Consider the following 17,117-nt stretch of genomic DNA (forward strand, 5'->3'; position numbering starts at 1 on the left):
ATATGGGAAGTCAATCATCAGGTGCAGATAAAAATTATTTTGAAAATGTAAGCAAAGCAGTAAATGCTTCAGTAAACAATCAAATAAATTCAACAGAAAAAAATGTATCAAACATTAACAATGCAATAAAAAATAATAATTTAAGTACTACTACAAAAGTTGCTACGGTTGGTTTAAATGCTATTCAAGCTGTTAATACAGTAAAAACTGCTGTATCTAGCATTATCAATGATGCTACAAAAGCAATTGATAATACAACCGAAAAATTGTTGATGCCTTTATTAGCTGGTTTAGGAATGAAAGGTATGGCGTGCCTTACTATTTCCAAACAGCTTGACCCTGTTTTAGGAATAGACATCCACATGGTTACTATTCCACCATCGCCTGCACCGGTGCCAATGCCACATCCCTATATAGGAATACTATTTAAACCAAGCGATTTTCTTTCTGCCTTTGTTGCTTCTATTATGCCCTTGCCTCCTGAAGCTCCAGAGGTTAAAGACGAAAACAATATCAGTGAAGAAGAACAACAAGACATCATTGTTTCTGAAGTAAAAACCATTGCTTATAATTTGATTGTATCAAATTTAACTGCAACTGTAAAAATTGGCGGTTTTATACCTCGTGTAGTAGCTGGAACGCCTACAAAAAACATTCCTCATTTTCCTATGGGTGCAGGATTTCATCCTGTATATTCTAGAATGGTAAGTAAAAATAATGGACATGCACTTTTAGGAAGCCTTTTAGCTCTTGCCGATGGCGACCCTATAAGTGGTGGAGGTGCTCACCTACACAACAGTTGTCAAGATATTGGTATTTTTTCACCACATACACTCAGACCTTCTAAAAACAAAGACGATGGAATTAAAATGGGTTTACAATTATTTTTACCAACTTCTATTATTATTCCAATTCCAACAACAAAAGGACAGATTCTTACCAACCCAATCCCTGCACCTTTTAACCCTGTTACATTGGTAAACAAAATACTTAGAGCTACCTTGGGTAAATTTTTGAGTAAAAAAATGCACAAAGCAGTTAACAAAAAAGTAAAAAATGAAAAGCTAAACGGCATGCTCCACAAAGCCATCTGCACCGTAACAGGTCACCCAGTAGATGTAGCAACTGGAAACTTTTTTACAGACGAAGAAGACTTTTTCCTCCCAGGCCCTGTGCCATTGTCTTGGGAACGAACCTATTATAGCAAGTCCGATTATGAAGGACCACTAGGCAACGGCTGGCATCATGCCTACGATATGGCTATGCACATAGACCACGACACCAACACCGTTTCCGTTCGCCTTGCCGATGGAAGACCTATGGCGTTTGAACTGCCAACACCCGAAATCCCTTCGTTTAACCTTGCCGAGCAACTCGAGCTATTTATTGACGATAGCAACAAACTCTACCTTTGGGACATCAAGGAAGATTTGTATTACTATTTTACCGATACTACTTACAATGAGGTGCATCTTTTGCAAACCGTTGCCAACAAAAACGGTTTTGCCATTCAGTTGGCCTATAACCCAAAAGGCTTTTTAGAAAAAATTACCGACTCGGCACACCGTGTTTTAACAGTAGAAAACGACAATGAGGGCAGAATACTAACCATCAACGCACCAGAACCTCGCTATAACCTAAACTTTGTTATTGCTCAATACGAATACGATGCCACAGGAAACCTAATCAAACAAACCAATGCCAACGGCGACAGCATGACCTTTGAATACCAAGGCAAACTGATGATTACCGAAGTGTGGCGCAACGGGCTCACATGGCATTTCCGCTACGACGGCACCGAACCAGGCGCTAGATGTATTCACACATGGGGCGATGGCAACATTTATAACCACAAACTGGCTTTTGAACCTGGCAAAACCACCGTAACCAACAGCCGTGGACACGATACCATATATTTCCACAAAGGCGGATTGGTAACTCAACGCATCGATGCCAACGGTGCCGAACATTTTTGGAACTATAACAAACACAACCAACTGCTCTCGGAAACCGACCCACTGGGCAACGCCTACCTTTTTGCCTACGACAAACGGGGCAACCAAACCCAAGCGACCAACCCCACAGGCGGCACCACCACCACCGAATATAACTTTTGGCATAAAAACAAACCCAACGAGGTGCTAGATGCCCTGGGCGGAAAATGGAAATGGAGCTATGACAAACAAGGCAACACCACACAAGTAACTAACCCAAAAGGTGCCGTTACCAAAATTGAGTATGAAAACAATTTGCCAAGCACCATTATTGACCCATTAGGAAACAAAACCCTGCTGGAGTATGACGAATATTACAACCTAACCCAAATTACAGAACCCACAGGTGCTGTTACCCTTTACCAATACGACAAACTAGGACGCAACACCACAACCCAAAACCACAAAAAAGCCTCCCAAGAAATAATTTATGACCTATTGGGCAGAGCCACCGAAGTAAAAGATTTTGACGGCAACCAAATTAAACTAACCTACGACGGCATAGACAACCTGCTGGAATATAAAGACAACCACACCCATGTAGCCTACAAATACAAAGGCATGTGGAAAATGACAGCACGTTTTCAAAACAACAAATACACCTATTTTGACTACAACACCGAGGAAGAATTGGTGATGATAAAAAACAACGATGCACCCTACCAATTGCAACGTGACAAAGTGGGCAACGTGATAAAAGAAACCCCGTTTGACCAAGTAGAACGACACTACAAATATGACCTAGCGGGCAACGTGATAGAAAAAATTATAGACAACTATGACCTAGGCGGCAGCAAAGCCAAAACACAATATGCCTACAACAAACTGGGCAATATAGAAACCATTACCTACCACGACGGCGTGCAACACCAGTTTGCCTACAACCCAGCCGGATTATTAACCCAAGCCATAAACCCCACTTGCGAGGTAAAGCTGGAGTATGACACCATGGGCAATATTGTGGCAGAAACCCAAAACGGACACAAAATAACCAATACCTATAATAATTTAGGGCAACGCACCCACCTGCAAAGCAGCCTTGGGGCAAACCTAAACCTAGAACACAACCACTTGGGGCAATTAGTAAAAATGACAACCCTGCCCTTCCAAAGGAAGGGAAATGACACCGCAGAGCTCCCCTCCTTCGGAGGGGCTGGGGGAGGCTTCTTTGAAGCCACCTTTGCCTATGACCAAATGGGCTTAGAAATACAACGCCTCTTGCCAGGGCAAGTGCAACAAACCACCACCCGAGATGCCTTGGGCAGACCCACCGAGCAACTCACAGGGCACGCCAGCAAACGCCAACGCAGCCGAAAATACAACTGGACCACCAGCAACCGCCTAACCCAAATTATAGACAGCGCCACAGGTACCACCAACTTTGACTACAACAAAGAAGGCTACCTCACGCAAGCCAAATATGCCGACGGCAGCACCACCAACCGCTACCCCGACGCAAAAGGCAACCTCTATGAAGACGCCAACCTCAAAGACCGAGAATATACACACGGCGGCAAACTAATAAAAAAAGGCAGTTGGCACTACAAATACAACCACCAAGGTTTTCTAACTACAAAATACAAAAAAGTAGGCAGAATATTTGTTATAAAAGAAGACGAATGGAACTATGAGTGGAACTCCGCAGGACTATTAGAAAAAGTATATAGACCAGATGGTGCCGTAGTTTCTTTTGGCTACGATGCATTAGGCAGAAGAATTTGGAAAAACTACCGCCAAACCACCACCCACTGGCATTGGGACGGCAACGTACCACTACACGAATGGAAAGGATTTGTTAGTAAAGATGCCCTCTCCGAAAACCTCATAACTTGGATTTTTGAAGAAGACAGTTTTAGCCCAATAGCAAAATTGCGTGGAAATAAAAAATACAGTATCTTAGCCGACCATTTGGGCACACCCATTGAAGCTTATGCAGATGATGGAAACCTAGTTTGGGAACGCTCTTTGAACGCCAAAGGCAAAGTTTTGAAAGAAACAGGCATACAAAACTTTTGCCCCTTTTTATACCAAGGACAATCATTTGACAACGAGATAGAACTTGCTTATAACCGTTTTAGGTATTATGATGTAGAAGATGGAAGATATATAAGCCAAGACCCGATTGGGTTGGCTGGTGGAACTGCATTTTATGGGTATGTGGAGGATGTTAATACATTTGTTGATGTTTTTGGATTAACTTCTAATCAATATAGTATAGGTGATGTTGATTCACATGGAAATTTGTCTCCAGGAAGAAATAGAAAAAAGGGTCATAACAATACAAAATCGGATGGTTTTGTTCAAAGTCACCACCCTATTCAAGATGCTTGGGCACAAAAAAGAGTAAGTGGATATAATAGAAATACTGCACCAGCAACTTTGTTAAAATCTCAATCTGGAAGTCCACATGCGAAAATAAGTGCAGCACAGAGAACTAGAAGAGCAAAACAAGGTGGATGGGATACTAATCTAAAGGAGGAGTTTAATACTAGTTATAGAGAAATGATTGATAGTGGTGTTTCTCCAAAGCAAGCCAAAAAAGCAATTAAGGATTCATATAAATATTTTGATGGTTTAAGAAGTCAAAATGCAAACAACCCTTACTTTAACATTTAATTAATTATAAATATATTTATGAATAAGAATATAATAGAAATAGAAAATAAATTTGAGATAGTTTTACCAAATCTTTATAAATTTTTTTTAGAAAATATAATAAAAGAAGAGGAAGTTTATGAAATAAATAACTCAGGAATATATTTATATGGGGCTTCAGTTGTTTTAGAAAGAAATGAGACTTATCAAATCCAAGATTTTGAACCAAGTTTTTTAATGATAGGACAAGATGGTGATTTAGGTTATTTTATCAATATAAAATCTGAAAATGAAAGTATATATAATGCTGATTTAGGTGCTTTAGGTTCAATTGAAATGACTAAAATAACAGAAAACATAACAAAATTATTAGAAATAAAATAAATTAGATTAATTTCTTAAAAACCCCGCTCCGCAAAGGTGTGCTATGAAAAGCTCCGCAAATGTCTCCTGACTTTGCGGGATTTTTTCTCCAATAGCAAAATTGCGTGGCGAGAAAAAATACAGTATTTTAGCCGACCATTTGGGTACACCAATAGAAATGTACCAAGATGATGGTTCTTTATTTTGGAGTAGAGAAATTAATGCCAATGGTAAATTAATAAAAGGCGATAATAATAGTTGCCCTTTCTTGTTTCAAGGGCAATATTATGATGCTGAAATAGAACTTGCATATAATAGGTTTAGATATTATGATGTAGAAGATGGTAGGTATATAAGCCAAGACCCGATTGGGTTGTTGGGGGGAATGATTTTTTATGGGTATGTGCATGACACAAATAATTGGTTTGATATATTTGGACTTTCTTCTTATATTAAGTTTAAAAGATGGAAAAGAGGCGATGCAATAAACAAACCATTACCAGATGGTAGTAATCCAAGTTGGGATACTGTAAGAAGTAGATATTGGAAAAATCGTCACCACGAAGCAATGAAAAATGGGAATAAAGAAGGATTTTCAGCTGATCAATTAGAAGCAATGAAAAAAGGTAATGCAGCTCAAGATTACAACCCAAATACTGGTAATATGGAATCTAGAGAATTACACCATGTAGATCCTCAACGAAATGATGGAAGTAATTCACCAATAAATTTAAGAGAAGTTACACCTGAACAACATGCAGCTATGGATCCTTATAGACATTTAGGTTATTAATTAAAAACATAAATTATGAGATTTGATTTAATAAAACAATTTGTAGAAGAAAAAATATCTGTAGAAGAATTTTTTAATACTTTCTACAATGATGATGAACTACAAAAACAATTAGAAAAAGAAACAGATATTGTACCATATACAAATTGTGGATCATTGTTTTTATATATTGCAACTGCAAATATACAATTAGCTCCATTCATATTAAATATAAGAGATGCTTTGAAAAAATATTTAATTAAAAATAATATTTCATTTATTGAATCAAATAATTTTGAAAAATATTATAGTTTAGTTTCCAATTCAATGCCAAAATGGCTAAATGTATCATTAGATTATTTTATTGACAAAATAGATAATAATAAATCCAACCCAAAAGAACTAAAAGAACAAATAAAAAAAATAATAGAGAGAGATTTTATATCATTGAAAAATAAGCCAAAATGGTTGCAAGCACCAAATTGGCCAATAGAAAATGGAAAACCATTAATTTTCATTGGAGAACAAGATATGAGTGAAATATCACATGATACAACCAAAGTATATGTTTTTTTTAACAGAACAGGAAATTCATTTACTTGTGTAAAACAATCAATGTAAATACAACCACCAAGGTTTTCTAACTACAAAATACAAAAAAGTAGGCAGAATATTTGTAATAAAAGAAGACGAATGGAACTATGAGTGGAACTCCGCAGGATTATTAGAAAAAGTATATAGACCCGATGGTGCGATTGTGAAATTTGGTTACGATGCTTTAGGCAGAAGAATTTTTAAACATTATAAAAAAACTTTTACTAATTCTGTTTGGGATGGCAATGTACCTTTGCATGAATACAAAAGTTTTCAAACGCAAGATGCTCTAACTCCCCCTTCGGGGGTTGGGGGGGGCTTATAACTTGGGTTTTTGAAGAAGATTCATTTTCTCCTATTGCAAAAGTAAAAGGAAATAAATATTATAGCATTGTTAACGACCACTTAGGTACGCCTTATGAAAGCTACGATGACAAAGGCGATTTAGTTTGGAGCAGAGAACTTAACAGCAATGGCAAAGTTTTAAAAGAAACAGGCATACAAAACTTTTGCCCATTTTTATACCAAGGACAATCATTTGATAACGAGATAGAACTTGCTTATAACCGTTTTAGGTATTATGATGTAGAAGATGGAAGATATATAAGCCAAGACCCGATTGGGTTGTTGGGCGGAATAACTTTCTATACATATCCTCACGATACTAACGAATGGGTAGATCCTTTTGGATTAAAAACATATAGAAAAAAGAGGTTCACATGAATTTTATGGGGATTAAGCAAATAATTTTTCCATTCTGAACAGAAAGAACTTCACATCTATAACACCTCTTTGGTTAGCTCTAAATAGTTTTATTTTGGAATTAAAAGATTCTGCATTTGCATTTGTGAGTCTTTGAGTAAAGAAATTTAATATTGTTTCTAAATGATATTTTAGACTATTTGCTGCGGTATTAAAAGTGGTTAATTTTAATAATTTTGTTTTCTCAATCCAGTTTAAAAATTTTTCTCTTGCTAACTCTTTTGATTGTTCTTCATAAATATTTCTAAATTCCATTGTATGTTTATAAGCATCGTGTAAAAGCGGATAATTTTTAAATAAAATTTCGGCTCTTTGTTTTTGATTTTCTGTCCATTCACTTTGTTTTTTAGCGATAATGTATCTGCTTCGAGCAAGTAATTGCTTGGGAGAATCATCATTTTCAAAAACAAATGGAATATACTTTATACCTTGTTCTTTGGCTAATTTTATGGCTTGATTTTCTTTTTCAATTTCCTCCCAACGATATTTTATTCGAAGATGTTGCAAACATTCCATAACCATTTTTACAACGTGAAAACGATCCGTAATCAAATAACTCTCTGGAAAACACATCTTTGATGCTAGTTGCATGTTGTTTGCCATGTCTTGAGTAATTGTCTTAACTAATTTGCGTTTTTCTAACGGTATTTTTTGTAAAACATCAATAATATCCTGACTCTTAGTGCCTTTTATACTAGCAACTAATGTTCGTTTTTTACCTTTTCCTGATTTATTAGTAACAAATGTGTAAAGCTCTCCTTTTGACAAACTTACTTCATCAATACTTAAATTTTCACCTATGTTTTCTTGGTATATCAAATAATCTTCAGCATGAGAGTATTGATTCCAAATTTTAAAACCACTTGTCTTTTTATAATGTCTTCTCACTAAATCCGCCTTAACACCATAATAACTAGCAATATTACTTATCGTATCTTCTCGGGTCGAAACCTGTAGATTTTAAAAAAGCTGCCAATTCAATAGTTAGTTTTGAACCTTCAGTGATGAACGAATAATCGCTTTTAATTTCAACAGATTTATCTGTTTTACTCCGCCATCGCCTACGACGAATACCTAAATAAACGGCTTTTCCTCGAATAGGAAAATCTTGAATTATGGTTCGATTATAAAATCCTTTTGATTCATATTGTTCACTTTCATAGCCATTTGGAAGTATATTCTTCTCATCTAAATAAATATAAAAACAATCCTTTTTGGTTGCTATATCCCCTAATTCTTTAAAATCCAAAACATCAAAATGATCTAATAAACCATCAGGTAGAAAGTGTGAAAAAAATGAAAAATCCATTGCTTTTTTATTGCAAATTTACAAATTCTCCCCAATTATTTTATATGAGCCAAAAAAGAACGGTCAATTTGGTAAAAAGCCAGGCAGGAAAGGTAAAAATGCTAAGAAGAAAGAATTAGACAGACTACGACAAAAAGGTGTAAAAAAAGCATGGAAAGCTGAAAGAAAACTTGTAAAAGAAACAGGTCAAGGTACAAGAAGATGGACTGAAGCAGAAATGGACGAATTGTTAACAACAGGTAAAGTTAGTGGTTATCAAGGGCATCATATTAACAGTGTAAAAGCACATCCTGAGTTGGCAGATAATCCAAACAACATTAAGTTTGTAACGCCAGAAGAACATTTAGCAGAACACGGAGGTGATTTTCATAATACAACAACAGGAGATTTAATAATTAGATAAAAAATATATTATGGATTATTTCGATTTAGTACTTGAGAAGATTTTTAGCTTTGAAAATCTAGGAATAAAAAAAATGAACAATGGTGCAGTTCTGATTGGAGCAGCACCACATGTTGCACAAAAAGCATTCAACCATGGAATTTTTAAACCCTTAGAAAGTAAAGATATTGATTTTTTGGAAATGGAAAATAAAACTTCTTTACCAAAAGATTATATTGATTTTTTAACCCAAAAAAGTAATGGTTTAAACTATTTTGTTGGTTGTTTATCCTTTGATGGATTGAGAAAACAGCTAGGTAGAGATGAAGAGGCAGCGGCGCAACCATTTAGTTTATCAGACACAAATGTTTGGGAAAAACCGAAAAATGCAAAGCCAGAATATTTTTTCATAGGGGGGTATGGTTATGATGGGTCAAAATTGTATATTGATAAAATTACTAATAAAGTGCATTATTGTGCCCGTAGAGATGCAACTTCATTAAAAGAATGGAATAATTTTGAAGAAATGATGATTTCTGAAACAGAAAGAATTTTTAAACTTTTTGATGATAAAGGTGTTCGTTTAGTAACAAGTAAAGAAACATTACCGATTTAATTCTGCTTAATTTTATTTTTTTTGATGGAAATGCCAAATCCACTAACAGAAATGCCAAATCCAACAATGGAAATGTCAAATTCACTAATAGAAACACCAAATCCAACAATAGAAACAGCAAATCCATTAATGGAAACGGCAAATCTAACGATAGAAATGGCAAATACATTAATGGAAATGGCAAATCCATTAACGGAACTGACAAATCCACTAATATAAATAGCAAACACTTAAATCAAACAATCAAAAAATTGAATTTTTTAATAACTCTTTTTAGTTTCTTTATAAGTTTTGTCGCCACTGCAACAAACACCACCACCTTTGCCTACGATCAAATGGGCTTAGAAATACAACGCCTCCTACCAGGGCAAGTGCAACAAACCACCACCCGAGATGCCCTTGGCAGACCCACCGAGCAACTCACAGGACACGCTAGCAAACGCCAACGCAGCCGAAAATATAACTGGACCACCAGCAACCGCCTCACCCAAATTATAGACAGCGCCACAGGCACCACCCACTTTGACTACAACAAAGAAGGCTACCTCACGCAAGCCAAATATGCCGATGGCAGCACCACCAACCGCTACCCCGATGCAAAAGGCAACCTCTATGAAGACGCCAACCTCAAAGACCGAGAATATACACATGGCGGCAAACTAATAAAAAAAGGCAGTTGGCACTACAAATACAACCACCAAGGTTTTTTAGTAGAAAAATACAAAAAAACAGGAAGCCTTTTTAGCTTTAAAGAAGACCAATGGTATTATGATTGGAACTCTGCGGGTTTATTAGAAGCCGTAAAACGCCCAGATGGTTTTGTAATAAAATTTGGTTATGATGCCTTGGGGCGTAGAATTTGGAAAAATTATAAACAAACCACCACCCACTGGCATTGGGACGGCAACGTACCACTACATGAATGGAAAGGATTTGTTAGTAAAGATGCCCTCTCTGAAAACCTCATTACGTGGGTTTTTGAAGAAGATTCATTTTCTCCTATTGCAAAAGTAAAAGGAAATAAATATTATAGTATTTTAGCAGACCATTTGGGTACACCAATAGAAATGTATCAAGATGATGGTTCTTTGTTTTGGGAAAGAGAATTAAACGCCAACGGAAAAACTATAAAAGAAACCCAACAAGGCAGTTGCCCTTTCTTGTTTCAAGGGCAGTATTATGATGCAGAAATTGAGTTAGCATATAATAGGTTTAGATATTATGATGTAGAAGATGGCAGGTATATCTCTCAGGACCCAATTGGGTTACTCTCTGGAGAGTTTGGGTTTTATAATCATGTGGAAGACCCATTAACTTGGTTGGATATATTTGGGTTGAAATCGAGTTACTCTGTTTATGTACTTAAAAAAGATGGTAAAATTGTATATTATGGAATAACAAAACAAAAACCTAAATCTCGTAAAAACCAACATAAAAATGGTTCTAAAAAAGTGCCTAAAAAAGATTTTGATGAAATGGTTGTAATAGATTCTGGACTAACAAGGAGACAAGCAAGAAACATCGAAGGTTCTGCACTGCATCATGCTGATGGAGATGGATTAGATAATTTGACAAGGAATGATGGTCAATACTATCATTCATATAATAAAAACCCAGGAAAAGGAAGGCAGTTAGTAGGGCAGGATGTAATTAATGATAAAATAGCTAATGGAACCATTGTTAATTAATAATTTAAATTTATAAAAATGAATATAATAGAATTAAGGAAAGAAATTGAACAAAAACTTGCGGATAGTAAGGATATTTTTGCTTATTTAAGAACTAAAGATATTTTGGTTTTAAAAGGTTTTTTAGAAAAAGTAGATACAGAAATTCAAAAATTATTTTATGAAATGTTTCCTCCATCTGAAGAATTAAAGCAAGAAATGGAAACATCATTAAAAGATTTGTTTAGTGATGATGAAAAAACAAGAGTAAAAGCATCAAAATATCTTGAAAAACAACCAAGACTAACAATAAATTCAAATACACAATCATGGATAAAAGATCCAAGAGCAATAGATATTTTGTTAAGAGCATTGAATGATAATAACTTAGAAGTTCAAAAAAATATTTTAGATATGTTAGGTACAATCTCACATAGATATAATTATTCAGCTAACAATGTTTATAATACAATACTAAAAAAATACAATTCCTCTAACATTGATTTAAAATTTTACATTGCAAGAAGCATATGTCAATTCCCATATCAAGAAAAGTGGCAATATGTTTATGATACTTTTAAAAACACAACAAAAACAAAAGAAAAAGAAGTTTTAGCCCGTGTTATCGGATGGGATTATGAAAATATTCCAGCAGATTATAAAGAAAAATTTCTCTCACAAATAGCAGAATTTTTAAAAAATGAAAAAAATGAAAATACAATAGATTCTTTAGAAAAACTACAAAAAAAGTTATTGGGGTAAAAAAGTAAAGCCTTTGACGATACAGGCAACCTAGTTTGGGAACGCTCTTTGAACGCCAACGGCAAAGTTTTAAAAGAAACAGGCATAGCCAACTTTTGCCCATTTTTATACCAAGGACAAACATTTGACAATGAGATAGAACTTGCATATAATAGATTTAGATATTATGATGTAGAAGATGGAAGATATATTTCTCAAGACCCGATTGGATTGTTGAGTGGAGAGTTTGGGTTTTATAATTATGTGGAGGATACTAATTATGGAATTGATATTTTTGGTTTAGCAAATTCATATAGAAAGAAAAACGGACAATTTGCTAAAAAACCTGGTAGAAAAAGCAAGAAAAAAAATAAAGGTAAAGCAGATCCAAAATTATTAGCCTCAGCAAAAAGAGGAAGACAAGCTCATAGAAATTATCAAAACACATTAGGAGGAGGTTATGAGTTCGAACAAACTTTAGATAATGGTATGAGAGTTGATGCTATTGACAGAGAAAATAATATTGTTAGAGAATTGAAACCTGATACTAAAAGCGGAATTGCAAAAGGGAAAAAACAATTAGCTGAATATGTAAAACAATTAGAATCTGAAACAAACGAAACTTGGACAGGAGTTTTAGATACTTACGTTCCATAAAATATATTATATGAAAGAAATAAAAAAAATATTTACAGAAGAACTATCGAAGTTCGGTTTTAAATTGAAAAAAGATTGGTACTTTAAAAATGAAGAATTAATTATAGTAGTTAATCTTCAAAAATCAAATTATAGTGATATTTATTTTTTTAATGTAGGTATTTGGATTAATCAAATAAGTACAGAATTTGAGTTTCCAAAAGAAAACAAATGTCACATTCGATTTAGAGCAGAGAGATTATTCTCAGAAATTCCCAACGATTTACACCCTTTGGTTATTTTAAATTTTGAAGAAAAACTTAACGATAGGTTAGGAAAAACAAGAAAATTTCTTAGTGATTACCTTTGTCCATCTTTAAATAACTTTAAAAGTGTAGAAAATATTTGTGAAATGTACCGAAATGGCCAATTTTCTTATGGTTACATCAGAAAAGAGGTTAAAGAAATGTGTAATAATAAAGATTAGTTCTACAACATAATTACTTGGATATTTGAAGAAGATTCATTTTCTCCAATAGCCAAATTGCGTGGTGAAAAAAAATACAGTATCTTAGCCGACCATCTTGGTACACCTATTGAGATGTACCAAGATGACGGTTCATTGTTTTGGGAAAGACAACTAAACGCTAACGGAAAAACTATAAAAGAAACCCAACAAGGCAGTTGCCCTTTCTTGTTTCAAGGACAATATTTTGATGCTGAAATTGAGTTAGCATATAATAGATTTAGGTACTATGATGTTGAAGATGGAAGATATATAAGCCAAGACCCGATTGGGTTACTTTCAGATGAGTTTAATTTTTATGCTTATGTAGATGATTCCAATTTATTTATTGATATTTTTGGACTAGCTAAAAGTTACAAAAAAGGGAAACACGGAAACAGAAAGGGATTGCAAAGAGCAGAGGGTTACACATTAAGAGATAGAACAACAGGAAGAATTAGAAAGTTTGGAGAAACTACAAGAGGAGATAGAAAGTTTGGTAGTGGTAAACAAAGAAGATATTCTAAAAAATACTTAGACGACAATAATTTAGATTATGTAAAAGAGAAACAAGGCTCTAAAAAAGCTATGCATAAATGGCAAAATGAAAAAATTGTAGAACATAAAAATAATAATGGGGGTAACAGACCCGATTTAAATAAAAGCGATTACTAAATGAAATATTTTATAGGAGGTGAAATCGAATCAGAAATTTATGATAGATTTCGTGAGCAAAGAAATAAAATTATAGATGTTTTGAAACCACTTGAGGGCATTAAAACACAATCTATCAATGAAGTCAGTTTTACTGTGTATATTTTAAAAAAAATAAAAATTTCACCAGTAACTAAATATATAACTAAATCAAAAAGATTGGAATTAGAAATACCAATTGAATACAATTTCTTTTTAGGTAATACTGATATTGATAATTTTGAGTTAATAAAAAAAGAAATAATTGCAGTCATTACCAAATATGAGAATAAAAAAATACTAGATAATTCATTAGAAATAATTTTTTCCAAAATAGAAGAATTATTGCAATAGCTCGCATAAGAATATTGAATCAAACGTGTTTCTTTTGGAAAAATAAAACTAACTTTAAACGACATTATAGAGAGAAAATAATAAATTAATTAAAGAAACGTTAAATCCAATGATGGAAATAGCAAATCCACTAACAGAAATGCCAAATCTATTAGTGGAAAGAGCTAATACTTAAACCAAACCATCAATAAATTGAATTTTTTAATAACTCTTTTTAGTTTCTTTATAAGTTTTGTCGCCACCGCAACAAACACCACCACCTTTGTCTACGACCAAATGGGCTTAGAAATACAACGCCTCCTACCTGGGCAAGTGCAACAAATCACCACCCGAGATGCCCTTGGCAGACCTACCGAGCAACTCACAGGGCACGCCAGCAAACGCCAACGCAGCCGAAAATACAACTGGACCACCAGCAACCGCCTCACCCAAATTATAGACAGCGCCACAGGCACCACCCACTTTGACTACAACAAAGAAGGCTACCTCACGCAAGCCAAATATGCCGATGGCACCACCACCAACCGCTACCCAGATGCAAAAGGCAACCTCTATGAAGATGCCAACCTCAAAGACCGAGAATATGCACATGGTGGCAAACTAATAAAAAAAGGCAGTTGGCACTACAAATACAACCACCAAGGATTTCTAACTACAAAATACAAAAAAGTAGGCAGAATATTTGTAATAAAAGAAGACGAATGGAACTATGAGTGGAACTCCGCAGGACTTTTAGAAAAAGTTTACAGACCCGATGGAGCGATTGTGAAATTTGGTTACGATGCTTTAGGCAGAAGAATTTTTAAGCATTATAAACAAACTTTTACTAATTTTGTTTGGGATGGAAACGTACCTTTACATGAATTTAAAAGTTTTCAAACGCAAGATGCTCTAACTCCCCCTTCGGGGGTTGGGGGGCTTATAACGTGGATTTTTGAAGAAGATTCATTTTCTCCTATAGCCAAATTGCGTGGCGAGAAAAAATACAGTATTTTAGCCGACCATTTAGGCACACCTTACGAAAGCTACGATGATAAAGGCGATTTAGTTTGGAGCAGAGAACTTAACAGCAACGGCAAAGTTTTAAAAGAAACAGGCATAGCCAACTTTTGCCCATTTTTGTACCAAGGACAATCATTTGACAATGAGATAGAACTTGCATACAACCGTTTTAGATATTATGATGTAGAGGATGGCAGGTATATAAGTCAAGATCCAATTGGGTTGCTCTCAGGGGAGTTTGGGTTTTATAATTATGTGGAGGATAGCAACTCGGTTATTGATGTTTTTGGACTTGCGAAAAGTTATGTAAGAAAAAACCAAGTGTTAACATATAATAATTTCAAGAAAAAATCAAAAGTTGGGGATAAATTAGCAGGACATGAATTACTACAAAATTCAATTTTAAAAAAGAAGGGATTAACAAAAAAAAGATTAGATACAGATGCATCAAAAAACAATCCTGTAATTGCTTTAGATGATGAAACACATAAAATTGTAAATAAAGCACAAATAGATCAAAAAACTTCAGAAATGAATGTTGTCGATAATATTGAAACAAATGCAAAAATACTTTCAGATAATGGAGTTCCGCAAACTAAAGTCAATGCAATTAAAAAACAAGCCATTAAACATGCAAAAAATTTAAAAATTTATTAATTATGAAAAATTTATTAAAAAAAATACAAGAACAAGTTAATTCATTAGATGTAGATGAATTAAATGAAATTATTTGTTTACTTGAAGCAAAACCTTATATGGAGTATAAAAATGAAATTATGGAAATACTCTTTTCTATTTTAGAGAATAATCCAGATGAAGATTTTGGAATTCCAGGAGAGATTGTACATTTTTTAGAAAAATTTTATAAAAATGGTTATGAGGAAAAGTTAGTTGATTCATTAAACAGAAAGCCAACAAGCCATACAGTTTGGATGCTAAACAGAATTATAAATGATACTGAAAATGAATCTTATAAAAGTTATCATCAGTTTATGGTAAATTTATTAAATAGAAATGATATTGAAAGTGATTTAAAAGATGAAATTAGAGATTTTCTGAATTAAAAGAAAATTTAGGTAATGTATCAAACATGTGGTTTTTATAAAAATAAAAGCACAATACATTGTTCGCCTCTGTTTTTTTTTTAACCGCTACCCCCAGCTCCGCAAAGAGTTCCTCTGAAAAGCTCCGCAAATGTCTCCTGACTTTGCGGAATTTCTTTTGGTAACGAAACCTTAGACAGAAGAATTTGGAAAAACTACCGCCAAACCACCACCCACTGGCATTGGGACGGCAACGTACCTTTGCATGAATGGAAAGGCTTTGTTAGTAAAGACCCGCTCTCCGAAAACCTCATAACGTGGATATTTGAGGAAGACAGTTTTAGCCCAATAGCAAAATTGCGTGGAAATAAAAAATACAGTATCTTAGCCGACCATTTGGGTACACCTATTGAAGCTTACGCAGATGATGGCAACCTAGTTTGGGAACGCTCTTTGAACGCCAACGGCAAAGTATTAAAAGAAACAGGCATACAAAACTTTTGCCCTTTCCTCTACCAAGGACAAAGCTATGACAGTGAAATTGAACTTGCTTATAATAGATTTAGATATTACGATGTAGAAGATGGTAAGTACATAAGCCAAGACCCGATTGGGTTAATGGGAGGAATGATTTTTTATGGGTATGTAGATGATGTAAATACTTTTATTGATGTATTTGGGTTAAGTGGTAATTTAGCTAGTGTTATTACTTTTACTGATTCTGCTGGCACTACTTTAACCACTAATGGTTATACAGATATAAGTCACTTAACTAATACACAGTTAAGTCAGTTAGAATACATGAACACTACAGGTCCAGGATTGTCACCAAAAGATAAACAAGGTAATGTGATTGTTGCCCATCATTATAAACAAAATCCTCAAGGACCAATTGTTATGATGCCAGCTAAACATCATGATAAGAAGCATACTAATCCAGGTCAACATCCTAATGGGAAGAAAAAAGGAGGAGGATTAACCGATGCTGAAAGAAAAGCATTCAATAATTGGAAAAAAGAATATTTTGCACATTTAGCCTCTGAAGAAAAGAAAAGAAGGAAAAACAAAACTTATAGTAAAAAGTAAATT

The 17,117-nt window shown here is 34.4% G+C and carries 20 protein-coding genes; 18 read left to right on the forward strand and 2 right to left on the reverse strand.

Translation table 11 applies throughout. From position 1 onward, the window contains the following. Positions 1-2 precede the first annotated feature (2 nt). The 6 genes from FBFL15_RS14500 to FBFL15_RS17270 all read left to right on the forward strand — a co-directional run bounded on the left by FBFL15_RS14500 (position 3) and on the right by FBFL15_RS17270 (position 7,041). Positions 3-4,610, forward strand: coding sequence for a DUF6531 domain-containing protein (locus FBFL15_RS14500; RefSeq protein WP_014085283.1), 4,608 nt, complete (start codon positions 3-5; stop codon positions 4,608-4,610). Between the two features lie 18 nt (positions 4,611-4,628). Then, positions 4,629-4,973 (forward strand): SMI1/KNR4 family protein, encoded by a 345-nt coding sequence (locus tag FBFL15_RS14505; protein ID WP_014085284.1) that lies wholly within the window; start codon positions 4,629-4,631, stop codon positions 4,971-4,973. Positions 4,974-5,073: 100 nt separating this feature from the next. After that, entirely contained in the window at positions 5,074-5,745 is a 672-nt protein-coding gene (locus tag FBFL15_RS15890) for an RHS repeat domain-containing protein (protein WP_050881317.1), read from the forward strand. Positions 5,746-5,760: 15 nt separating this feature from the next. Continuing rightward, positions 5,761-6,345, forward strand: coding sequence for a hypothetical protein (locus FBFL15_RS14515; RefSeq protein ID WP_014085285.1), 585 nt, complete (start codon positions 5,761-5,763; stop codon positions 6,343-6,345). A 49-nt stretch (positions 6,346-6,394) separates the two neighbouring features. After that, positions 6,395-6,643: an RHS repeat domain-containing protein gene (locus FBFL15_RS17265; RefSeq protein ID WP_148267961.1), complete on the forward strand. Its 249-nt coding sequence runs from the start codon at positions 6,395-6,397 to the stop codon at positions 6,641-6,643. Between the two features lie 32 nt (positions 6,644-6,675). Continuing rightward, positions 6,676-7,041 carry an RHS repeat domain-containing protein gene (locus FBFL15_RS17270; protein ID WP_476729676.1) on the forward strand — a complete coding sequence of 122 codons (366 nt, stop codon included), beginning with the start codon at positions 6,676-6,678 and terminating at the stop codon, positions 7,039-7,041. Between the two features lie 12 nt (positions 7,042-7,053). On the opposite strand, the gene FBFL15_RS14520 is transcribed toward FBFL15_RS17270, so the two are convergent. Both FBFL15_RS14520 and FBFL15_RS14525 read right to left on the reverse strand, forming a co-directional pair. Next, positions 7,054-7,968 carry an ISAon1 family transposase gene (locus tag FBFL15_RS14520; protein WP_014083740.1) on the reverse strand — a complete coding sequence of 305 codons (915 nt, stop codon included), beginning with the start codon at positions 7,966-7,968 and terminating at the stop codon, positions 7,054-7,056. Positions 7,969-8,002: 34 nt separating this feature from the next. Then, complete coding sequence (locus FBFL15_RS14525; RefSeq protein ID WP_014083276.1) at positions 8,003-8,389, reverse strand: ISAon1 family transposase N-terminal region protein; 387 nt, start codon at positions 8,387-8,389, stop codon at positions 8,003-8,005. A gap of 10 nt (positions 8,390-8,399) precedes the next feature. Here FBFL15_RS14525 and FBFL15_RS14530 point away from each other — a divergent pair, with 10 nt between their 5' ends. The 12 genes from FBFL15_RS14530 to FBFL15_RS17085 all read left to right on the forward strand — a co-directional run bounded on the left by FBFL15_RS14530 (position 8,400) and on the right by FBFL15_RS17085 (position 17,114). Then, the gene (locus FBFL15_RS14530; protein WP_044032344.1) at positions 8,400-8,792 is read left to right on the forward strand and encodes a hypothetical protein; all 393 of its coding nucleotides are present in this window, start codon (positions 8,400-8,402) and stop codon (positions 8,790-8,792) included. A gap of 10 nt (positions 8,793-8,802) precedes the next feature. Then, positions 8,803-9,387, forward strand: coding sequence for an SMI1/KNR4 family protein (locus tag FBFL15_RS14535; RefSeq protein WP_014085286.1), 585 nt, complete (start codon positions 8,803-8,805; stop codon positions 9,385-9,387). Between the two features lie 21 nt (positions 9,388-9,408). Further along, positions 9,409-9,606: a hypothetical protein gene (locus FBFL15_RS16425; protein ID WP_158309108.1), complete on the forward strand. Its 198-nt coding sequence runs from the start codon at positions 9,409-9,411 to the stop codon at positions 9,604-9,606. Positions 9,607-9,638: 32 nt separating this feature from the next. Then, positions 9,639-11,075: an RHS repeat domain-containing protein gene (locus tag FBFL15_RS14545; protein ID WP_148267936.1), complete on the forward strand. Its 1,437-nt coding sequence runs from the start codon at positions 9,639-9,641 to the stop codon at positions 11,073-11,075. A gap of 18 nt (positions 11,076-11,093) precedes the next feature. Further along, on the forward strand, positions 11,094-11,816 hold the full coding sequence (locus FBFL15_RS15895) for a HEAT repeat domain-containing protein (RefSeq protein ID WP_014085288.1): 723 nt from the start codon (positions 11,094-11,096) through the stop codon (positions 11,814-11,816). Positions 11,817-11,864: 48 nt separating this feature from the next. Next, positions 11,865-12,452: an RHS repeat-associated core domain-containing protein gene (locus FBFL15_RS15900; protein ID WP_050881319.1), complete on the forward strand. Its 588-nt coding sequence runs from the start codon at positions 11,865-11,867 to the stop codon at positions 12,450-12,452. A gap of 10 nt (positions 12,453-12,462) precedes the next feature. Further along, positions 12,463-12,918: a DUF4304 domain-containing protein gene (locus FBFL15_RS15905; protein WP_014085289.1), complete on the forward strand. Its 456-nt coding sequence runs from the start codon at positions 12,463-12,465 to the stop codon at positions 12,916-12,918. Between the two features lie 57 nt (positions 12,919-12,975). Next, positions 12,976-13,611: an RHS repeat domain-containing protein gene (locus FBFL15_RS14560; protein WP_050881320.1), complete on the forward strand. Its 636-nt coding sequence runs from the start codon at positions 12,976-12,978 to the stop codon at positions 13,609-13,611. After that, on the forward strand, positions 13,612-13,983 hold the full coding sequence (locus tag FBFL15_RS14565; RefSeq protein ID WP_014085290.1) for an Imm44 family immunity protein: 372 nt from the start codon (positions 13,612-13,614) through the stop codon (positions 13,981-13,983). It begins immediately after the preceding gene. Between the two features lie 192 nt (positions 13,984-14,175). Further along, positions 14,176-15,642: an RHS repeat domain-containing protein gene (locus FBFL15_RS17020; protein ID WP_148267937.1), complete on the forward strand. Its 1,467-nt coding sequence runs from the start codon at positions 14,176-14,178 to the stop codon at positions 15,640-15,642. A 2-nt stretch (positions 15,643-15,644) separates the two neighbouring features. Next, positions 15,645-16,049, forward strand: coding sequence for a hypothetical protein (locus tag FBFL15_RS14575; protein WP_014085291.1), 405 nt, complete (start codon positions 15,645-15,647; stop codon positions 16,047-16,049). A 240-nt stretch (positions 16,050-16,289) separates the two neighbouring features. Next, on the forward strand, positions 16,290-17,114 hold the full coding sequence (locus tag FBFL15_RS17085) for an RHS repeat-associated core domain-containing protein (RefSeq protein WP_050881321.1): 825 nt from the start codon (positions 16,290-16,292) through the stop codon (positions 17,112-17,114). Positions 17,115-17,117 lie beyond the last annotated feature (3 nt).

Origin of the sequence: Flavobacterium branchiophilum FL-15 (genome assembly GCF_000253275.1) — a bacterium.
Taxonomy (GTDB): Bacteria; Bacteroidota; Bacteroidia; order Flavobacteriales; family Flavobacteriaceae; genus Flavobacterium; species Flavobacterium branchiophilum.

Coding starts and splice junctions, on each gene's coding strand:
- FBFL15_RS15895 (WP_014085288.1), top strand. CDS start 11,094: ATGAATATAATAGAATTAAGGAAAGAAATTGAACAAAAACTTGCGGAT.
- FBFL15_RS14535 (WP_014085286.1), top strand. CDS start 8,803: ATGGATTATTTCGATTTAGTACTTGAGAAGATTTTTAGCTTTGAAAAT.
- FBFL15_RS14565 (WP_014085290.1), top strand. CDS start 13,612: ATGAAATATTTTATAGGAGGTGAAATCGAATCAGAAATTTATGATAGA.
- FBFL15_RS14515 (WP_014085285.1), top strand. CDS start 5,761: ATGAGATTTGATTTAATAAAACAATTTGTAGAAGAAAAAATATCTGTA.
- FBFL15_RS14500 (WP_014085283.1), top strand. CDS start 3: ATGGGAAGTCAATCATCAGGTGCAGATAAAAATTATTTTGAAAATGTA.
- FBFL15_RS14525 (WP_014083276.1), bottom strand. CDS start 8,389: ATGGATTTTTCATTTTTTTCACACTTTCTACCTGATGGTTTATTAGAT.
- FBFL15_RS14505 (WP_014085284.1), top strand. CDS start 4,629: ATGAATAAGAATATAATAGAAATAGAAAATAAATTTGAGATAGTTTTA.
- FBFL15_RS14575 (WP_014085291.1), top strand. CDS start 15,645: ATGAAAAATTTATTAAAAAAAATACAAGAACAAGTTAATTCATTAGAT.
- FBFL15_RS15905 (WP_014085289.1), top strand. CDS start 12,463: ATGAAAGAAATAAAAAAAATATTTACAGAAGAACTATCGAAGTTCGGT.